General features: G+C 66.5%; 17 protein-coding genes. 3 read left to right on the top strand and 14 right to left on the bottom strand.

Translation table 11 applies throughout. The features are described from left to right. Nucleotides 1–136 precede the first annotated feature (136 nt). Nucleotides 137–2,140 (bottom strand): tetratricopeptide repeat protein, encoded by a 2,004-nt coding sequence (locus IOC82_RS11655; RefSeq protein ID WP_290546366.1) that lies wholly within the window; start codon nucleotides 2,138–2,140, stop codon nucleotides 137–139. Nucleotides 2,141–2,189: 49 nt separating this feature from the next. After that, a complete protein-coding gene (locus IOC82_RS11660; RefSeq protein WP_290546367.1) occupies nucleotides 2,190–2,954 on the bottom strand; it encodes a sulfotransferase family 2 domain-containing protein in 765 nt (254 codons plus the stop codon). A 147-nt stretch (nucleotides 2,955–3,101) separates the two neighbouring features. On the opposite strand from IOC82_RS11660, the gene IOC82_RS11665 reads away from it, so the two are divergent. Further along, nucleotides 3,102–3,767 (top strand): hypothetical protein, encoded by a 666-nt coding sequence (locus IOC82_RS11665; RefSeq protein WP_290546368.1) that lies wholly within the window; start codon nucleotides 3,102–3,104, stop codon nucleotides 3,765–3,767. 48 nt (nucleotides 3,768–3,815) lie between these two features. Here IOC82_RS11665 and IOC82_RS11670 read toward each other — a convergent pair whose 3' ends face one another. The 8 genes from IOC82_RS11670 to IOC82_RS11705 form a co-directional block, all read right to left on the bottom strand. Next, a complete protein-coding gene (locus tag IOC82_RS11670) occupies nucleotides 3,816–4,520 on the bottom strand; it encodes a hypothetical protein (protein WP_290546369.1) in 705 nt (234 codons plus the stop codon). 14 nt (nucleotides 4,521–4,534) lie between these two features. Further along, nucleotides 4,535–5,176 (bottom strand): sulfotransferase family 2 domain-containing protein, encoded by a 642-nt coding sequence (locus tag IOC82_RS11675; protein WP_290546370.1) that lies wholly within the window; start codon nucleotides 5,174–5,176, stop codon nucleotides 4,535–4,537. A 30-nt stretch (nucleotides 5,177–5,206) separates the two neighbouring features. Next, nucleotides 5,207–7,519, bottom strand: coding sequence for a tetratricopeptide repeat protein (locus tag IOC82_RS11680; RefSeq protein WP_290546371.1), 2,313 nt, complete (start codon nucleotides 7,517–7,519; stop codon nucleotides 5,207–5,209). 12 nt (nucleotides 7,520–7,531) lie between these two features. Further along, nucleotides 7,532–8,212 (bottom strand): glycosyltransferase, encoded by a 681-nt coding sequence (locus IOC82_RS11685; protein ID WP_290546372.1) that lies wholly within the window; start codon nucleotides 8,210–8,212, stop codon nucleotides 7,532–7,534. Next, entirely contained in the window at nucleotides 8,209–9,876 is a 1,668-nt protein-coding gene (locus IOC82_RS11690; RefSeq protein ID WP_290546373.1) for a tetratricopeptide repeat protein, read from the bottom strand. The genes IOC82_RS11685 and IOC82_RS11690 overlap by 4 nt, the downstream gene beginning before the upstream one ends. A gap of 80 nt (nucleotides 9,877–9,956) precedes the next feature. Continuing rightward, nucleotides 9,957–10,619, bottom strand: a complete 663-nt coding sequence (locus IOC82_RS11695; RefSeq protein WP_290546374.1) for a VIT1/CCC1 transporter family protein — start codon at nucleotides 10,617–10,619, stop codon at nucleotides 9,957–9,959. Nucleotides 10,620–10,630: 11 nt separating this feature from the next. Continuing rightward, a complete protein-coding gene (gene cax / locus IOC82_RS11700) occupies nucleotides 10,631–11,710 on the bottom strand; it encodes a calcium/proton exchanger (protein WP_290546375.1) in 1,080 nt (359 codons plus the stop codon). A gap of 47 nt (nucleotides 11,711–11,757) precedes the next feature. Beyond that, on the bottom strand, nucleotides 11,758–12,723 hold the full coding sequence (locus tag IOC82_RS11705; RefSeq protein WP_290546376.1) for a glycosyltransferase family A protein: 966 nt from the start codon (nucleotides 12,721–12,723) through the stop codon (nucleotides 11,758–11,760). Between the two features lie 119 nt (nucleotides 12,724–12,842). Here IOC82_RS11705 and IOC82_RS11710 point away from each other — a divergent pair, with 119 nt between their 5' ends. Continuing rightward, nucleotides 12,843–13,307: a phosphatidylglycerophosphatase A gene (locus IOC82_RS11710; RefSeq protein ID WP_290546377.1), complete on the top strand. Its 465-nt coding sequence runs from the start codon at nucleotides 12,843–12,845 to the stop codon at nucleotides 13,305–13,307. Here the strand turns inward: IOC82_RS11710 and IOC82_RS11715 are convergent. Genes IOC82_RS11715 through IOC82_RS11725 form a run of 3 tightly spaced genes read right to left on the bottom strand, consistent with a single transcriptional unit; the run spans nucleotide 13,297 to nucleotide 15,943 of the window. Continuing rightward, on the bottom strand, nucleotides 13,297–13,818 hold the full coding sequence (locus tag IOC82_RS11715) for a DUF4833 domain-containing protein (protein ID WP_290546378.1): 522 nt from the start codon (nucleotides 13,816–13,818) through the stop codon (nucleotides 13,297–13,299). The genes IOC82_RS11710 and IOC82_RS11715 overlap by 11 nt on opposite strands. Then, entirely contained in the window at nucleotides 13,815–14,414 is a 600-nt protein-coding gene (locus IOC82_RS11720; RefSeq protein ID WP_290546379.1) for a CDP-alcohol phosphatidyltransferase family protein, read from the bottom strand. The genes IOC82_RS11715 and IOC82_RS11720 overlap by 4 nt, the downstream gene beginning before the upstream one ends. After that, nucleotides 14,411–15,943, bottom strand: a complete 1,533-nt coding sequence (locus tag IOC82_RS11725; RefSeq protein ID WP_290546380.1) for an FGGY-family carbohydrate kinase — start codon at nucleotides 15,941–15,943, stop codon at nucleotides 14,411–14,413. The genes IOC82_RS11720 and IOC82_RS11725 overlap by 4 nt, the downstream gene beginning before the upstream one ends. Nucleotides 15,944–16,009: 66 nt before the next feature. Here IOC82_RS11725 and IOC82_RS11730 point away from each other — a divergent pair, with 66 nt between their 5' ends. After that, the gene (locus tag IOC82_RS11730) at nucleotides 16,010–16,993 is read left to right on the top strand and encodes a stealth conserved region 3 domain-containing protein (RefSeq protein WP_290546381.1); all 984 of its coding nucleotides are present in this window, start codon (nucleotides 16,010–16,012) and stop codon (nucleotides 16,991–16,993) included. Here the strand turns inward: IOC82_RS11730 and IOC82_RS11735 are convergent. Then, on the bottom strand, nucleotides 16,966–18,135 hold the full coding sequence (locus IOC82_RS11735) for a glycosyltransferase family 4 protein (protein WP_290546382.1): 1,170 nt from the start codon (nucleotides 18,133–18,135) through the stop codon (nucleotides 16,966–16,968). The genes IOC82_RS11730 and IOC82_RS11735 overlap by 28 nt on opposite strands. Nucleotides 18,136–18,190: the final 55 nt, after the last annotated feature.

Consider the following 18,190-nt stretch of genomic DNA (forward strand, 5'->3'; position numbering starts at 1 on the left):
GACGCTCAGAACACGTTCACGCAGATCTTGAGAATAGGCAACTCCCATCGCAGGTCTCCATGCCGAATCAACATGAACACTGAATCACCAAACAGGCCCTAAGAAAATCCGCGATTCCGCTAAGCGTGAAAATGCTCTAGAAGGCCCCGGTCGTCACCCGTCTGATCGCCCGCCGCGCCCCGTCGGCGATGGCGCTTGCCCAGTCGCCGGCCTCAGTCTGGTAGACGAGTTGCAGGCTTGGGTACCACAGGCTGGGGCTCTCCCCGCCCCAATACCAGTGGCGGCCGTTGCCGGCGGGCGCCAGCACAACGGCGGGCTTGCCCAGCGCGCCCGCCAGATGGGCCGTGACATTGTCGATGGTGAACACCACGTCGCATAGGTCGATCAGCGCCAGCAGGCCCTCAATGTCGTGGAACACGTCGACATCCGCGGCCACAGGCACCGCAATGCCGAAGCGGTTCTCCACCTCCGCGATCGCCTCCGCCACTTCGCCATATTGCAGATTGACGAAGCGCAGGCCCGGGCTCTGCAGCAGCGGTGCGAAATCGGCCAGCGTCACGCTGCGGTGCCGCCCCAACTTGGGGTTGCCGCTGCGCCAGGACACGCCGCAGACCGGGCCATGGGCCAGGTCCGGATTGGCATCGAGCACCCGCGCGCGCCGGCCGGCATCCGCCGCGAAAACCGGATAGCGCCGCGCGGCAATCCGCGCCGCATCGAGTTTCAGCAGGTGGCCGAGGTCGCCCATCGGCGCCTGTGCCGCAAAGGGACCGGCGATGGTTTCGATCATGTCCTTCCGGTCCAGCAGCGTGAGCTGCGGGAAGGCGCGTGACAAGGCGGGGTGCAGCCGCCGGTCCGCCGACAGGGCGAGCTTGACGGATGGGTCGATCAGCGGCAGCAGCGTGGCGAAGAACACCTCATCGCCCAGGCCCTGTTCGCCCCAGATCAGAAGTTCGCCGCCGACTGCGCCTCCGTCCCAGGCGGGGATGGCGGTCTGCGGCTTGGCGCCCTTGTCTTCCTCGGCGGCCCAGCGCTGCAGGTAGCCCGCAAAGCCCCGCGCGAAGTCGTGCCTGCGCAGCAGCAGCAGCGAGGCATTGTATTGCGCAAGCGCCAGGCCGGGCTTGAGGCTGATCGCCCGCTCATAGCTCGCCAGCGATTCGTCCAGCCTTTCGAGATCGGCCAGCGCATTGCCGCGCGCGCACCAGGCCTCGGCGGAACCGGGCTTCAGCGCCACGGCCTTGTCGTGCTCCGCCAGCGCCTCCGTCAGGCGGCCCATCTGCTCCAAAGCGCCGGCACGGTTGGTGTAGGCCTCGGCATAATCCGGCTTCAGGCTGATGGCCCGGCCGAAGCTCTCCAGCGCCTCCTCGAAGCGGCCCAGTTCCTTCAGTGCATTGCCGCGGTTGCTGTGGCCCTCGGCATAGTCAGGCTTCAGCTTCAGCGCCTTGTCATGGCTTTCCAGCGCCTCGGCGTGGCGGCCCAGCCTCGCCAGGGCATTGCCGCGGTTGCTGTAGGCTTCGGCATAGTCGGGTTTCAGCTGAAGGGCGCGGTCATAGCTATCCATCGCCTCGCCATAGCGGCGCAGCTCCTTCAGCACATTGCCGCGATTGCCATGGGCCTCGGCATAGCCGGGCCTCAGGCCGATCGCCCGGTCATAGCACGCCAGCGCCTCCGCGAAGCGGCCCTCCTCCTTGAGCAGGATGCCCATGTTGTTGTGAGCCTCCGCAAGGCGCGGCGCCAGGCGCACCGCCTGCCCGAAGCCCGCCAGCGCCTCTGCCGTGCGCCCCAGCTCCTTCAGCGCGTTGCCGCGCTCCAAGTGATAGAGCGGTTCGGCTGCGGCAAGCGCCAGGGCGCGGTCGAAGCTTGCCAGCGCCTCCTCCGGATGGCCGAGACTCAGCAGCGCATGGCCGAGATTGTAATGCGCCCCGGCAAAATCGCTCCGTACACCGATCGCCTTCCGGATGAGGGCCACACCCTCCGCCAGCGCGCCGGACTGGACGAGAACGAGGCCGAGCAGGTGCAAACTGTCGAAGTGGCGGGGGTCCTTCTTCAGCACCTGCGCGTAAAGCGCCTGCGCGGCGGCGAGGTCGCCCCGCTGGTGAAGGGCGAGCGCCATTTGAAAGTTGTTCTTGTCGTCAAGCGGCATGCAAAGTCGTCAATGAGAACGGTTCCAGCTCGTCAGTTTCGGGTTCGCCTCATGTGCCCAGCGTGTATTGATATGTGTCGATCTCTTCGGCGAAGATCGAAAGGATCAAATCCTTGCCTTCTTCAAACCCAGTGAACATCGTCGCGGCCGTGGCTGACGCCGGACGGTAGCTGCCCTTCGCACGGATGTTTCCGAATTCCCGGTAGAGGGAACCTGGCAGTCCCACCCGCTCGGCAAAAGCAGCGATGTCCGCTTCAAACTTCTCATAGCGAATCATGACGTCGACCGCGGTTTTTCCACCGATATGGGTTATGGTGCGGTTCGACGCGAAGAATCCGGGATTGGGCCGGATATTCCTGACATAGGCTGCTTGGATCTCCGTCCGTTTCGCAAATTCTTGGATGAGCCAGCGTCGGAAATCCTCCTGGGATGTTGGCCCTGAGCGCGACCGCTCCCAGAAATACCAGCTTACGGCGCTATCGAAGGGATTGCGAATGATGGAGACCTTCAGGTAGGCGTCGAAGAGTTCCTGACCCATTATGAACCGAACCTTTGCGGCTTCGATATGGTTGCGGTACTGCACCTCAGTTCGATCCGCAAACTCGAAATCCATATCGGCCTTCGGCCGCGCGAGGTAGTTCTGCGGCCCTCGATAGCCAAGCGACGCCCGGATGGCTTCGTCCGAGGGGGCAATGGGGGTAACCACGTCCTCGGGTGCGGTGTATTTCGACAGCAAGATCTCGAAACTGGTGCCGGCCGTCTTGCGCGTCTTAAGAAAGATAAATCGCTTCGCGTGGCAGATAATCATGCCCATTACCCTAACTTCAGCATTGAATATCATCGCCGATTGCAACATTGCTGTCTTAGCAATTCCAATCCATGCTCGTCGACCGGAAACTACCTGTTCCGGCTCGGGGCGGCACGGACGGGAAACGCTTCCATTATAAGGAGATAGGAACCGATGGCTGACTACCGGAATGGCTATGCGCCTTTCCCAGATACGATGATTGTCTCGGCGGAGCGATCCGGCCTCAACCTTGTCCGCCACGCCTGCGAGGCGTTGAGCGGCCGGCGCACGCCGGGGAAGATTCATCTCGTAAAGGAAGGCCCGCTGCTGTTTCACCGCACCCACTTTGCCGGCCACAGCGGGCCGCCCATGGGCCCCTTTGCGCCACTCTTCAATCCCGAAGGCACGAGCAGCTATTCCAAGGCGATCTTACTTCTGCGCGACCCCGCCGAAAGCTTCGTGCGAGCGTTCGGCAAGAACTTGCTGCAGATGAAGCAGTATTGCCGGAACATTCAGCTGTTTGACTCTTTCGCCGGCAAGAAGCTTCTCGTCACCTATGACGATCTTGTGAGCGGTGACGATTCGCTGCGCACAATTTTCAAATTTCTGGGGATTGCCGACACCTTCGATTCCTCGAAACTCGACAAGATCAGAACGGACGGCATCGAGTGGTACAACAAGAACCAGCCATCTGGATCGCAGACCCGAGGTGATCCAAGACTCCTCCGGGCGCACCAGGCTGCACTCGAACCTGCCGAGCGCCAGGCACTCGACATATTCCTCCGGGCTGATCTCGGCCCGCTCGCTTCCGCTTATCTGTCGCGCTGGAACTTCGGCTAACGAAATCCCCTGGCTTGCCGGGCGCAACGGTGCATGACGTGCGCCGCTCTAACGATGTTTCTCGAGCCACTTCACACAGACGTCGTAGAACACCATGTCGCGCGCGTACCAGCGCTGCAGATTTTCTTTGGCGAGATCGCTGAGATCGGGAGTATTCGAGTAGTCATTGCTGTGAGCGCTCGCAGAATCCTTGGCTGGCCGGAGATCCCGGAGCGCGACTTTCATGCCGAAACGCGCCAGGAGCGCGTCGAAATCGGCGGCGAAGTTTTCCTGACGGACGATCCAGACAGGCGGCCGCGCGTCGAGAAAGCCGATACGTTCGAACCAGTCGATCTGCTGCATTGACGTATGCCGGATGGCGCTGATGGCCTGCGCCGCGATCAGCCCACGCGCATCTGTACGGAACAGCGCCTCGGCAAGGTCATTTGCATGTTCGAAGGCGCCGAAGGCCATGGTTTCTGCCCTGGACCACTCGACATAGATACGGGGCTGGCCTTTTCGCTTACGCGAGTAGAAGCCTGACTTGAAGCGGGTGATCGGGTTGCGGATCGAGAAGAAATAAGCGATCTGCTCTGGCACCACATAGAGTTTTGTCGCATGAGACAGCTGGCGGATAAACAGGCCATGCACCGTCAATTGCTGCGCAAGGTGCATGATCTGGGTGCCGGCATTCTTGCCGATGTGCAAGAACGCAAGTTCTCGCGCCCGATTGGCATTCGTTGCCGGCTGCTGGTCTGGCGGCTTACCGGTCATTGCGCGCTCCCCTGTCAAGTGTCGGCGCCGGCGCCATAACCGAAAGCCTCGAAATCCTCGGCATAGACCTCGCGGATCAGCGCGATGTCGGCGGCATTCGGCTCCACCTTGCGCGCCGATGACGTGTTCACGACCGGCAGCCTGAGCTCGCCCTGCGGCGCGAAGCCGACATCGGCCAGCACCTGGCGCACGATGGGCTCGAGTCCGGCCTCGTACTTGAAGATTTTCGTCACCTTCTCGCCGACGAAGCGCACCTGCGGTTTGAAGTGCCCGGCGGCGATATTCTCGTCATTGCGGTATTCGGCGAACATGTGGCGCAGAAAGTGCCCGAAATCCAGCTTCGCCAGCGTCTCCGCCTGGGTGGATTTCTCCACCGCCCACTTGTACTGCGAAACCATCCGCTTCACCGGGTCGCGCACGATGGCGAAGCTGTATAGACGATTGAGCTCGAACAGGCGGCTCAGCATCTCATAGTCGTAGTGCGCCGGGGGCACCTTGATATAGGGCCGCACCGGCATGTAGGCCGGCGGATCGAAATAGCCGGCAAAGCCCACGCCGCGGAAAAAAGTCTCAACCGCCGTGCCCCCCGTCTTGGGGACGTGGACGAACAGGAAGGTCTTTTCGAACGCGTCCTTGCGGTACTGGTAGAGCGGCATTCCGGCGCTTCCGTTGTGTCACCGGCACATCTAGCGCGCCAGGCGCGCTGCGTCGAGGCCGCGGATCAGCCGGCCGGCCTCGGCCAGCGCCGCGTCCCATTCGCCGATGCGCTGCTGGTAGACGAGGCTGAGGCTCGGATACCACAGGCTCTGCCGCTCGCCGCCCCAGTACCAGTGGCGGCTCTTGCCGCGCGGCACGAGGACGATCGCGGATTTGCCGAGGGCGCCGGCGAAATGCGCCGTCACATTGTCGATGGTCAGCACCACGTCGCACAGGGCGATGGCCGCCGCCAGCCCGTCGAGGTCGCCGAACAGGTCGAGGCCCTCAAGGCTTCGCACGTCGAGGCCGTGCTGGCGGCGCGCCGCGTCAAGCTCCGCCGCCACGTCACCATACTGCAGGTTGACTAGGCTGAAGCCGCTGCCGGCGAGAACGGGCGCCAGCGCGCCAAGACCGAGGCTGCGCGCCGCACCCAGCTTCGGATTGCCGCTGCGCCAGGACAGGCCGCAGACCGGCCGCCTTGCGAGAACCGGATTATCGGCGAGCAGCTGCTGCCGGCGCTCCGGCGAGGCGATGAGATAGGGCATGCGCCGCCGGGCGCGCGCTGCGCCATCCACCCCGAGCAGGTGCCCCAGATCGCCCAGCGGGGCCTGCGCGGCGAAATTGCCGGCAATCTCCTCGCGGATGTCCGCGCGGTCGCACAGCGGCAGGCCCGGGAAAGAGCGGCGGTAGAGCGGGTGGAGCCGCCGGTCCGCCGCCACGGTGACGGCGGACAACCCCGGATCGAGCAGAGACAGCAGCGAGGCATAGAACACCTCGTCGCCGACCCCCTGCTCGCCCCACAGCAGCAGCGGGCCGCCGGGTGCGCCGCCGTCCCATGCGGGGATGGCGGTCCGCGGCATCAGCCCCACGAAATCCGGCGTGTTCCAGCGGGTGCGGTGGAGCGCGAAGCCGAGCGGGAGATCCTGCGCCTCGAGGGCGGAAATCGATTTGTTGTAGCGCATCGCGTCGGCTCCGGGGTTGAGCGCGATGGCGCGGTCGAAGCTCGCGTGCGAATCGTCCAGCCGGCCCAGCTCGCGCAGCACGTTGCCGCGGTTGGAATAGGCCTCGGCATAGTCCGGGCGGAGCGCGATGGCCCGGTCGAAACTTTCCATTGCCTCCTCCAGGCGGTTCAGCTCCTTCAGCGCGCTGCCGCGGTTGAGATGGAATTCGGCGCCCTGAGGCTTCAGCGACACGGCCCTGCCGTGGCTTGCCAAGGCCTCCTCGAAGCGCATCAGCCCGGCTAATACATTGCCGCGGTTGCTGTGGGCCTCGGCGAAATCGGGGTTGAGCGCAAGGGCGCAGTCGAGGCTCTCCAGCGCCTCGTCCATCCGGCCCAGCTCGTTCAGCGCGGCGCCGCGGCTGCTATGCGATTCGGCATGGTTGGGGTTGCTGGCGATGGCCCGGTCAAAGGCCGCCACCGCCTCCGCAAGGCGGCCCTGCCCGCGAAGCAGCTTGCCGAGATTATATTGCGCCTCGGCCGAGCCCGGCTCGAGCGCGGTGGCGCGGCGCATCCACTCCTCCGCTTCCGCGGGGCGCCCGAGGGCGGCAAGCGCGATGCCGCGGCCCATCTGCGCCTGGAAAAAGCCCGGCGCCAGGGCCAGCGCGCGGTCATAGCCGGCGAGCGCCGCCGCCGTCTCGCCCTGTTCCATCAGCGCGTTGGCGCGGCCGCAATGGGCTTCGGCGAAATCGGGCTTGAGCGCGATGGCGCGGTCATAATCGGCAATGGCCTCGCCGCCGCGGCCCAGCGCCGCCAGCGCATCGCCGCGGTTAACATAGGCCGGCGCGAAGCCTGCGGCGCGGCCGATCGCCTCGCCGAAGCTCGCCACCGCCTCCGCGCCGCGCCCCAGCCGGCGCAGCGCCAGGCCGCGGTTGTTCCATGCCATGAGCATGGCCGGGTCGAGCCTCAAAGCCGCGTCATAGCGTTCGACGGCGGCGGGAAGCCTGCCCAGATCCTGGAGACAGTTGCCCAGATTGTAATGCGCCTCGCGCGATTTCGGATTGAGCTTCGCCGCCTTGCCGAAGGCCTCCGCCGCCTCGGGCTGGCGGCCGAGCGCGCGCAGGATCATGCCATGGGTGTTGAAGGCGTCGGCCATGTCGCGCCGCACGCCCAGCGCCTTTTCGATTTGCGCCAGCGCGGTGTCGAGCTCGCGGCGGTGAAAGCTCGCCAGCGCCACGATGTGCAGGGCATCGAAATTGCGCGGCTCCGTGAGCAGGATCGTCCGCGCCGCGGCAATGGCGCCGGCCAGGTCGCCGCCCTGGAGCAGCCCCACCGCCTGGCGCAGCCTGGTGAGCGTGTTGGACATCAGCGGCTGCGCCTATTTCCCCAGGCCTTCCTCGGTGCGGCTGAGCGCCGCGTGCCAAAGCTCCGCCATGTCCGTGCCGCGGTAGCCGGCAAAGCATGGCGTGCCGAGCGTATAATGCACCAGCTTCGCCGCCGGATTGGCGTCATATTCGATGGCCAGCCAGTTCCATTCCTTCGGGATTTCGCCGATCAGCTCGTCGCCGAGCCAGGTGAAACGGTGCAGGAAGGCTCCGTCCTTCGCTGCGACAAAGCCGGGGTCGAGCTGGCGGTTGGCCGGATGCGCGCAGTTCCACAGGATAACGCTGGACCAGTTCTTGCGCGGATAGTTCTCATTCTTATTACCGAGATACTTGGTCGTGGCCTTGGTCTTGTAGTCGTGTTTGGCCACCATCACCGCCTTCGAAGGGTCGCGCAGCCGCCACAGCTCGGCGATGTCGGCGTTGCAGACCATGTCGCCGTCGGCGAAGATCGCCCAACCCTGGTAGCCCATCAGATAGGGCGTGAGGAAACGCGTATAGATGAACACATTGCTGCCGTCGCGGTGGCGCTCGGTATAGCCCGCGATGACCCGTGGATTGAGCGGCAGGAACTGCACCGGCAGGCTCGCCTTTTCAATCACGCTCTGGCAGAACACGTGATAGGCGATGGCCTCGCGCTGGTCGAAGCCGACGATGAGATTGATGCGCTCTGTCATAGACTGTCCTTTACCGCCATCACCGCCGCTGCGATGGCGGCCTGCCATTGCCCTGGACTGTCCTGGGCGATGCGCCGCAGGCTTGGATACCATAGGTTGTTGGGTCCACCCTGCCAATACCACAGGCAGCCTTTGCCAGAAGGCACCATCGCGACGCCCTGTTTCGCCAGGGCGCCGGCAAGATGCGCCGTGACGTTGGAAGTGGTCAGCACCGCGCCGCAGAGATCGACGAGGGCGAGGAGCCCGTCGATGTCGTTGAGAACGTCGAGCCCTTCCGCCCGATGCACGGTCACGCCGAGGGCCGCCCGCACCTCGGCGATCTCATCCTCCACCTCGCCATACTGCAGGTTCACGAAGCTTACGCCCGGCGTGGCCAGCAGCGGGGCCAGATCCATCAGGCGGAGGCTCTTCTCGGGGCCGAACTTCTTGTTCGCGCTCTTCCACGACAGTCCGCACGCCGGATGACGCGCAAGAAAGGGATTGTCGCGGCGCAGCGCATCGCGACGTGCTGCATTGGCCACCAGGAACGGCATGCGCCGCGCCGCGATCAGCGCTGCATCGACGTTTAGCAGCGCGCCGAGATCGCCCAGCGCTGCCTGCGCGGTGAAACGCCCCTCGGGCGGCAGCGCGCCATCGATGAACGTCAGGTGCGGGCAGGAGCGGCGCAGAATGGCGAGGAGCCGCCGGTCAACGGCCACGGTAGCGCTGAGGCCCTCCGGCAGCAATGACAGCAGCGAGGCATGGAAAATCTCGTCGCCGATCCCCTGCTCGCCCCACAGCAGCACATGGCCCTCCGGCCGCCCATCCCAGGCGGGCAAGTCCGTCACCAGCTTCGGACTGGTGAAGGCCGGGCTCCTCCAGCGCCAGGAATAGAGGCCGAAGCCCTCGCCGAAGCGCCCCAGCCCCAGCAGCAGAAGCGACTTGTTGTGCTGCGCCTCGGCATAATCCGGCCGCAGCCGCAGCGCCGCGTCAAAGCTCTCCAGCGCCGCGCCGGAACGCCCCATCTCAACCAGCGCATTGGCCCGGTTGTAATGGGCTTCGGCATAGGCCGGGCGCAATGCGATGGCCCGGTCATGGCAGGCCAGCGCCTCTTCAAGCTGCCCCAGCTCCTTCAAAGCATTGCCGCGGTTGCTGTGCGCCTCCGCATAGCGCGGGCGGAGCGCGATCGCCGCATCATAGCTCGTCACCGCCTCATCCAGCCGGCCGGTGTCCCTGAGCGCGATGCCGCGGTTGTTGTGTGCTTCCGCCAGCTGCGGGTCCAGCCGCAACGCGGCATCATAGGCGGCGATCGCCTCGCTGTCGCGCTTCAGGTCCTTCAGCGCATTCCCGGCTTCGAGGTGATATTGCGCATCGCCGGGCTTGAGAGCCAGCGCCTGGCGCAAGCTGTCCAGCGCCTCGGCAGGCCGCCCCAGCGTCAGCAGCGCATTGCCGAGATTGTAATGCGCCTCGGCGAAGCCCGGCCGCAGCGCAATGGCGCGGCGGATCAGCTCGGCGCCTTTCTGCGCCTCATCCGACTGAACGAGGGTGAGCCCCATCAGGTGCAGGCTGTCGAAATGCCGGGGGTCCAGCGCCAGCACCTGAGCATAGAGCGCCTGCGCCGCGGCAAGCTTGCCGCTCTGATGCAACGCCAGCGCCTTCCGGAAAATGTCGTTCGGCGCGGCCACGGTTTTGGGTCCAGTCCTTCATGCGGCGGTGTTGCGGGGTCCTCTATCACCCACGGCCGGACAGCGTCCAGCGTGACGGACTAACCACCGAGCGCAATGGTGAGCGCCACCAGCACCGCGCCGAGGATCACCATGGCGCCCGCCGTCCACCACGGCGAAAAGCCCGAGGCCCGGCCATAGGCATGGCCGATCAGCGCCAGCATGGCGAGGCCGATGCCATTCGATACCCGCATCGCCGAGTCCAGGTCCGACATGAACACGAAGGGCAGGATCACCGGAAAGGTGGAGGCGACCACGATCAGGAACACGCTGAAAGCGCCGCGCAGGTCGTCGCGCGTTACCGGCGGCGCTGTTGATTCGAGCGGAAGATCCGCGATACGCTGGCGGATGCGATCCGTCATCTCGTCCGTCAACTCGCCGCTCACCAGCGGCGGCAGGTTGTCGCGGATCAGGGCACGCGCCTCGGCATGGCTGCGCGCCCGCTTCACCGCCAGCACCGTCTTGCGGCCGCCGCCGCGGTCGTTGAGCCGCGCCATCACGAACATGATGGCGTCGATCAGCCCCCAGGCGATGTTGCAGCCCAGCGCCGCGATCAGCATCACCCGCACCTCGCCGTGATCCGCCGTTGCCACGCTCAGAGATCCGGTGAAGCTCATCACCATGATCAGGCCGAACAGAATTTCTGCCAGCCGCTCGCCAGGTTCGAGCACAGGGTTGCGGGGTTGCGGGGCAGCTTCAGGCATCGCCGGGAACCTCAGACGGGTGGCATGACATAGAGCGTCACCGCGAAGATCGCATAGATCATCAGCATCAGCAGGCCCAGAAACCATGCGGCATGGCCGCTCGCCGTGGTCAGCGCCGCGGCGAGCGTGGCGACGAAGATCATCACCACCGCGCCGGGCCAGAACTGCAGCGACATGGGCGCGGGGCCTAGCACATGGCTGAGCAGCACCAGCACCGGCGCCACGAACAGCGCGATCTGCGCCGCACTGCCGAAGGAAATGCCGAGGCTGAGGTCGAGCCGGTTCTTGCGCGCCGCGCTGAAGGCGGCCGTCATCTCCGCCGCCGCGCCCACGATGGCCACGACCACGAAACCCATGAAGGCCGGCGACAGGCCAAGTTCCGCCGACGCGCCGGTCAGCGAGGCCACGAACACCTCGCTCGCCAGCGCCACCGCCACCGTGGCGCCGACCAGCACGCCGATGGCGAGCCCCAGCGGCCAGGCCTCGCCCTCTTCCGTCTCATGCGCTGCGGCGGAGAAATATTTGCGGTGTGTGCCGAGCGTGAACACCAGACTGAATCCATAGGCCGCCAGCAGGATGACGGCGATGGCTGGGCTGAGCGCGGGCGGCAGCGTCTGCTGGTCCATGCCGGCGAGCGCGGAGGGGACCATCAGTCCGAAGGCCGCGAGGAACAGCAGGCCCACCTGCAGCCGCGTGCTGGCACGGTTAAAGTCCTGCACATGGTGGCGCAGCCCGCCGAGCAGAAAGCACATGCCGGTCATGAACAGCGCATTGGTGACGATGGCGCCGGCGATCGTCGCCTTCACCAGCAGATATTCGCCCGCCTGCAGCGCGGCGATCGCGATCAGCAATTCGGTGAGGTTGCCCAGCGTGGCGTTGAGCAGCCCGCCGATGGCATCGCCAGTGCGCACCGCCACCTGCTCCGTGGCAAGGCTCAGCAGTGCGGCCAGCGGCACAATGGCGAGAATGGAGAGAAGAAAGGTTAGCGTATGGGCAGCGGGCGCCGCGGCTTCCGCGATGAGCGGGGCTGGAACCGCCGGCAGAAGCCACAGCACTTTGTTGCCGCGAATGGCGTCGAGCAGATTACCCATGCACTTTTCCTCCTGCCGCGCCGCCGCGGCCGTTCATGCGAAGCCACTCACGCTGCCCCCGCGGCCGAGGTCATCCACGCCTGCGCGAAGTGGCGGATCACGATCGAATTGTTGCGCTGCGCGTCGGGTCCCGGCCCGCGGTTGATGCGGCCGAGGCTGGTGCGGCCATAGAAACCGCGGTGCAGCTTGGGCTGGTAGTTGGCGCGCCGCGACGGAATGACGAAGCGCCGCGCCCGGCAATGCGCGCTGATCCACACGTCGTCGACGAAGAAGGCCTCCGGCGGGGCCTGGCTGTAATCGGTGACCGCGGTAAGATCGAAGAAGGCGGGCCGCACGAGATAGCCCGAGAGGCCCTGTACGATGTCAACCTCAACCGGCTGGCGAAGCCGTCGCGCCCGCACCGGCGCCGGTGGCAGCATGTTGAGGTTGCTCCACAGCGTGGTGGGCCGGTCGATCAGGTCGGCCGGCACCACCCAGCCGCTCATGCAGAAGGCGGCATCGGGCTGGCGCTCCGCCGCCGCCACCAGGCCGGCCACCAGATTGGCGGGATAGATGCGGTCGTCATCGACCACGATGACCGGCGTCTGCGGCGCCTCCGCCGCGAGCGTCGGCAGCAGCTTGGTCGCCGGGCCTGCGTCCTCGCACCAGCGGATGTGCACGCCTGCAAGTCCCTCGAGAAAGGCCGGCGCCTCATAGTCCACCGCCTCGCGCTTCGAAAAGCGGGGCAGGTTCAGCACGATGCGCTCCGGAGCCAGGCTCTGGCGCAGCAGGCTCTTCAGCGTGCGCCCGATCAGCGGCAGGCGGCTGGGGATGGAGGTGAGCGAGACCACGGCGGGCGTGCGCCGCGGATTCGCCGCCCAGCGGGCATCAAGTTGGGCGAGGCTCATGCGGCTCAGCGCAAGCTCGTCCGCCACGTCGCGGATCAGCGTCTCGCCCTCGAAGAAATCATGGATGCCGATCGCCGCCGCGGTTCCGCCAAGGCCCAGCAGGGCGGCCCCGATGCCGCTCAGCATGGCGAAAGTTTTCTACGTGCCCACATGGGCTTATGTTAAGAGAACGACAGCAGAAAGTCAGCGGGAAACTTCGTGCGCAGAGAGTTTCGGGGGCCGGCATGAAGGCGGAGTTTCGTCACATGGCGAAGCCGTCCGTGGCGCTGGCGCTCAGCTTCGGCCTTGGCCTTGCGCCGTGGATGCCGGGCACCTTCGGCGCGGCTGGGGCCTTCCTGCTCTATCCCCTGGTGATTCATCTGCCATGGCTGCTGCAAGGCGTTCTGGCGCTGGCTCTGCTGGCGCTGGGCTGCCTCGCCTGCGGCCGCGCCGCCGCCGTGCTGGGAAGCGAAGATCCCTCCGCCATCGTCTGGGACGAGACGGTGGGCATGCTGATCGTGCTGGTGCTGACGCCGGCAACGCCGCTGTCGTGGCTCCTGGGCTTCCTGGCCTTCCGCGTGCTCGACATCAACAAGCCCTGGCTCATCGGCCGGGCGGAGGAGAGTTTTTCGGGCGGTGCCGCCATTATGGCGGACGATGCGCTGGCGGGCGCTGCGGCGGCCGGCATTGTGTGGGCGGCCCTCGGCCTCCTTCAGGCCGTCACGGTATGAAGCTTTCCATCACCGGCTTGCCGGTCGCCAGCGAATAGCCATAGAGGTCCACCTTGCTGACGCTCGGCACGCTGCCGCTTTCGTCGAGGTGCAGATAGGCATAGCCGAGCACGCTGGGCTCGCCCGCCACCTTCGCCTCCAGGCGCGGCACGCCATCGACGAGCTTCAGCAGTGCCGGCCGGTTCTGATAGGATACGACGCGCACAAGAAAGCTGCCGGGCATGCCCTGCGCCGGCTCGGATTTTACGCCGAAGGCGAAGTTGCGCTCGATCGTCGAGAGGTCCTTCTTCTCGCCCTCGTCGTTGAAGCGCCGCCAGAACGCCTCCACCGGCTGCCTGGGGTCGAGCTTGCCGCCGGCGAGGCGGGCAACATAAACGATTGTGTTGGAGTTCATCGAGCGCTGTACATAGAATACTTGGTTAGGCTCGCGCGGCACGGGGTAGCTGTCCCCGGCCGCAGCAGGCATGAGCGCGGAGGCAAGCAGCAGCAGCGCCGCGGCTGCCCGCTTCATCCTTTCTCCTGCAGCAGCTTCTTCGCCCGCAGGAAACGCTGCGCGGCGGTGAGGTGGGTGAGGATGGCAAGCAGCCATAGTGCCCAGGGGATGACGCCGGCATGCGCGCCCACCAGGCTCTGGCAGACCAGCGCCAGGCAGATGAAGAAGATCCGCTCCTGGCGTTCGAACAGGTCCGGCCAGGCGGCGTTGTCGACCTTGGTCTCCATCGCCGCGCGGGCTTTCATGTAGCTCGTCAGGAAGGCGCCGGACAGCGCGAAATAGCCCGCCGCCCAGGCATCGCTCACATAGGCGAGTGCGGCGAGCGCGATCATTTCCTGATAACGGTCGGCGATGGCGTCGAGATAGCCGCCGAACTTCGAGCTCTCGCGCCTGATGCGCGCCACCGCGCCGTCGAGCGAGTCGGCCGAGAAGGCGATGGCGAGGCCCACCGCATACCAGAACGGCGCGCGGTGCCAGACATAGGCGAGGCTGACGAGGGCGATCAGGCCAAGCCCCATCAGCGTCACCTGATTGGCGGTAAAGACGCGCGCCAGCGGCCGCGCCGGCGCTTCCCACAGGGGATCGATGTATTTCTTGAACAATCCGTCGATCATCTGCCCGCATCCTGGAAGGCTGAGCGGAACCACCGCGCGTTGTTCTTATAGGCGTCGAGGAACAGCGCGAAACGCCGGTCGAAATAGGCCCTGCGCGAGGGATCGGGCCGGTAGACGGTTTCGGACGAGCGGTCGAAGCTTTTCGCCGCCTCCCACACGCTGGCGCGCCAACCAAGGCCGGCGGCGGCGATCGCCGCGGCGCCGCGCACCCCGGCATTGCGCGGGTCGCGCGCCACGGCGATGTCAGCGCCGAGGCAATCGGCCAGCGCCTGGCACAGCGTGGCGTTGAGCGCGCCGCCGCCCACCGCGCGCAGCAGATGCGCGTGCCTGGTGCCCTTTTGCCGGGCCACCGATTGCCAGGCCCAGCGGGTGTTGAGCGCCACGCCCTCGGTCACCGCCTGGCGCAGGCTGTCGCGCCCGTGCTGCAGCGAAAGGCCGAGAAAGGCGCCGCGCAGCCGGTTGTCGTCGACGGGCACGCGCTCGCCGGCGAGCCACGGCAGAAACAAGGGCGGCGCCACGCCGGGCGTCTCTTCCTCCAGCTCCGGGCCCATCACGCGGGCCAGCCAGTCGAGGCAGGAACCGGCACTTTCCTGGGTGGCGATGAGCAGCGGCCGGTTGCCGAAGGGGCTCAGAATGGTGGCATAGCCCTCGCTGGCCGACAGCCGGCGGCCCGGATAGAAGCCGCTGATCCAGGAGCTGGTGCCAAGCGAGATGTGCAGCTCGCCATCCTCAACCGCGCCGCTGCCGATGGCGGCGGCGCAGACGTCGCCTGCCCCCGCGAAAACCGGCAGGCCCTCGGCCAGGCCCAGCTCAGTTGCGGCGGCCGCGGTGAGGCCGCCGGGCGAGGCCGTGCCCCCGATGATCTCAGGCAGCAGCTCGCGCGTCAGGCCGAAGCGCCCGATCAGCGCATCCGACCAGCCCTCCCGGCCTTTGCGCGTGTCCATCATCCAGGTGACATTGGCGAGATCGGCGGTGGTCACCGCATGGCCGGTGGCCCGCAGCAGCAGCCAGTCCTTCACGTCGAGCAGCTTCCACGCCTTTGCATAGACCTGCGGTTCATGCCGCTTCAGCCACAGCATCTTGGCCGGCGGATCCATGCCGTTGAGCGACGGCGCGCCATTGGTGAGGCGGATCGAGTTCAGCAGCTTGAACAGGCCATAGCCGATGACCTTGGGGAACCCGCCCATCACCTCGCGCGCGATGGCGGCGGCACGCTTGTCGAGCCAGATCAGGCAGGGGCGCAGCGGCTGGCCTTCGCGGTCCACCGCCACCACGCCGCACATCTGCGAGGCGATGACCATGCCCGCCGCCCGCTCGCGCAGGCCAGGGCAACTGCTGGAGAGCTTGACCAGCGCGAGGCGCAGCGCCAGCCACCAGTCCAGCGGGTCCTGCTCGGCGCAGCCGGGGCCGGGATAGCTGACGGGATAGGCATGATCGGCGGAATGCAGGACGTCGAGACCGGGTCCGATCAGCCCCACCTTCAGGCTGCCGGTGCCGACGTCCACCGCAATGATGAGGTCTTGTTTCACAATGCGCCGGAAACGAATTGAGGCTAAGGAGCCGTTATCGGGAATATGCCGGCAAGGTCAATTCAATTGTTCCAAGCACACAACAAGGCGGACGCCGCCGCAAGGCCGGTCGATGCGGTGATCACCTGGGTCGACGACCGCACGCCGGGCTACCGTGACCTTCTGAAGACCTATGCGAAAGCCGTTCCCGACCTCGACCCTTCGCGCACCCGCGACAATCTGGAGATCCTGCGTTACAATCTTCGGCTGCTGGAACGCCATGCCCCCTGGGTGAACCGCGTCTTCCTCTTCACCTGCCGCCCGCAGGTTCCGGCTTGGCTTGACACGGCTCATCCGCGCCTCACCGTCGTCCATCATGACGGGGTGATCGCGCCGGACCTGCTGCCCACCTTCAACTCCTTCGCCATCGTCAGCCACCTGCACCTGATCCCCGGCCTGGCGGAGACCTTCCTTTATCTCGAGGATGATATGCTGTTGCTGCGGGACGTGAGCCTCGCCGATTTCCGGGCTGCGGACGGCCGCCTCCTGGTGTTCGAAAAGCCGGCGGCAACCCCCACTTATGAGGCGATCCGCGACCCCGCGAAGGAGCGCCCGTGGAACCTCGCCCTGGCGGAATCGAACCGCCTGCTTGATGACGCCTACGGCCCGGCGCGGCGCGGCTATGTCAACCACGTGCCGCTTCTGATCGACAGGGAGCAATGGCGCATCATGACGGAGCGCTTCGCCGAAGCCTTCGCCGCCACGCGCCAGGCGCGCTTCCGCGCTGCGGGCAATATCGCGCCGGAATATCTCTATCCGCAATTCATGCTCGCTGAAGGCAAGGCTGAACGCGCCAGCCCCGCGCAGCTCGCCGCCAGTTGCGGCTATGTGCCGCTTGAGGATTTCTGGCCGGTCACCGCGCTCAGCCTGTGGCGGGTGCGGCGCAGCCTGCCGAAATGGGTGACCCTCAACGACAATTTCGGCAACAACCCGAGCCGCGTGACGGAGCGCATGGCGCAGAATTTCCTGCGCCGCGTGGCGCCTCAGCCCTCGGCCTTCGAGCGCGGGTGACGCGTGGCATGGCGCGCCACTGCGTCACGGTAGAAGGCTTCGAAATCGCCGATGCGCGCCGTCACGTCGAACTGCCGGGCATGGCTGCGTCCCCAGTCCGCAAGTTCGGCGCGGAGCTCCGGATGGGCGAGAAGCTCGATGATTTTTTCTGCCAGCGCTGCAGCATCGCCCGCCGGCGTCAGCAGCGCCGCACCGCGCCCGGTCAGCACCGTGCGGTAGCCTGCATTGTCAGCCCCGATCGCCGGCGTGCCGCTGGCCAGGGCTTCCGCCAGCACGATGCCGAAGCTCTCGCCATAGAGCGCTGGCGACACCGCAAGGCGCGCGCCGCGCAGCAGCGCCAGCTGCGCAGTCTGCGAAGGCGACGGGATGACGTCGATCCAGCCCTGCCCAAGCCTCTCCTGCATCGCCAGCACGGCGCCACGCAGGTCGCCGTCGCCTGCCACCACGAAGCGTGGCCGCGGCAGGCCCGGCGGCAGCGGCGCCTGGCCGCCGGCGATGCGTGACACAGCCTCGAGCAGCACCTCCACGCCCTTGCGCGGCTCCAGCCGGCCGAGGAACAGCACATCCGCACGCTCTCCCTGCGGTGCCTTGTCGAGTGCGAAGAACGGCGACAGGCCGGTGACCGGCGGCAACACCACCGGCGTCACGCCGGAGGCGCCGGGGCGCAGATGGGCCAGCGGCGCCTCCGACACGGCAATCGCGCCGTCCAGGCGGGCCAGCAGATAACGGCTCAGCAGTTTGAACAGGCTGCGCAGTGCTGCCCCCGTGGCGCCCGGCGGCGGCGTGTCATGAAAGGTGGCGACGCGGGCCACCCCGACGCGGCGGAACAGCTGCCACGGCATCAGTGGGTCCCAGGGCGTGTGGAAATGCACCACATCGGGGCGCCAGCGCCGCAGTTCGGCGGCGACCCGCGCCAGCTCCGCGCCGGAGGCCCATGTCACCTCGAAGCGCGTGCCGCCAAAGGCCACGCTGCGCATGCCGCCTAGCCGCCACAGGCCGCCGTCACTCGGCTTGCCCGCACCCGGTGCGATGATCAGCGTCGCGTGGCCGCGCGCCGCCAGCGCACCGGCCAGCGCATGCATGTGGCGCTGCACCCCGCCATGGCGATCTGGGTCATAGGGGCAAACCTGAACGATCCTCATGCGCCGGACGGTTCCGCGCTCGCGCAACGGGCCCTCAAGTGCACCTGCACTTGAG

Origin of the sequence: Aestuariivirga sp. (assembly GCF_020252395.1) — a bacterium.
Lineage (GTDB): Bacteria > Pseudomonadota > Alphaproteobacteria > Rhizobiales > Aestuariivirgaceae > Aestuariivirga.

Excerpts from the sequence above, each read along its gene's own strand:
- IOC82_RS11655 (WP_290546366.1), bottom strand. The coding sequence starts at position 2,140 with ATGCCGCTTGACGACAAGAACAACTTTCAAATGGCGCTCGCCCTTCAC.
- IOC82_RS11660 (WP_290546367.1), bottom strand. The coding sequence starts at position 2,954 with ATGGGCATGATTATCTGCCACGCGAAGCGATTTATCTTTCTTAAGACG.
- IOC82_RS11665 (WP_290546368.1), top strand. The coding sequence starts at position 3,102 with ATGGCTGACTACCGGAATGGCTATGCGCCTTTCCCAGATACGATGATT.
- IOC82_RS11670 (WP_290546369.1), bottom strand. The coding sequence starts at position 4,520 with ATGACCGGTAAGCCGCCAGACCAGCAGCCGGCAACGAATGCCAATCGG.
- IOC82_RS11675 (WP_290546370.1), bottom strand. The coding sequence starts at position 5,176 with ATGCCGCTCTACCAGTACCGCAAGGACGCGTTCGAAAAGACCTTCCTG.
- IOC82_RS11680 (WP_290546371.1), bottom strand. The coding sequence starts at position 7,519 with ATGTCCAACACGCTCACCAGGCTGCGCCAGGCGGTGGGGCTGCTCCAG.
- IOC82_RS11685 (WP_290546372.1), bottom strand. The coding sequence starts at position 8,212 with ATGACAGAGCGCATCAATCTCATCGTCGGCTTCGACCAGCGCGAGGCC.
- IOC82_RS11695 (WP_290546374.1), bottom strand. The coding sequence starts at position 10,619 with ATGCCTGAAGCTGCCCCGCAACCCCGCAACCCTGTGCTCGAACCTGGC.
- cax (WP_290546375.1), bottom strand. The coding sequence starts at position 11,710 with ATGGGTAATCTGCTCGACGCCATTCGCGGCAACAAAGTGCTGTGGCTT.
- IOC82_RS11705 (WP_290546376.1), bottom strand. The coding sequence starts at position 12,723 with ATGCTGAGCGGCATCGGGGCCGCCCTGCTGGGCCTTGGCGGAACCGCG.
- IOC82_RS11710 (WP_290546377.1), top strand. The coding sequence starts at position 12,843 with ATGGCGAAGCCGTCCGTGGCGCTGGCGCTCAGCTTCGGCCTTGGCCTT.
- IOC82_RS11715 (WP_290546378.1), bottom strand. The coding sequence starts at position 13,818 with ATGAAGCGGGCAGCCGCGGCGCTGCTGCTGCTTGCCTCCGCGCTCATG.
- IOC82_RS11720 (WP_290546379.1), bottom strand. The coding sequence starts at position 14,414 with ATGATCGACGGATTGTTCAAGAAATACATCGATCCCCTGTGGGAAGCG.
- IOC82_RS11735 (WP_290546382.1), bottom strand. The coding sequence starts at position 18,135 with ATGAGGATCGTTCAGGTTTGCCCCTATGACCCAGATCGCCATGGCGGG.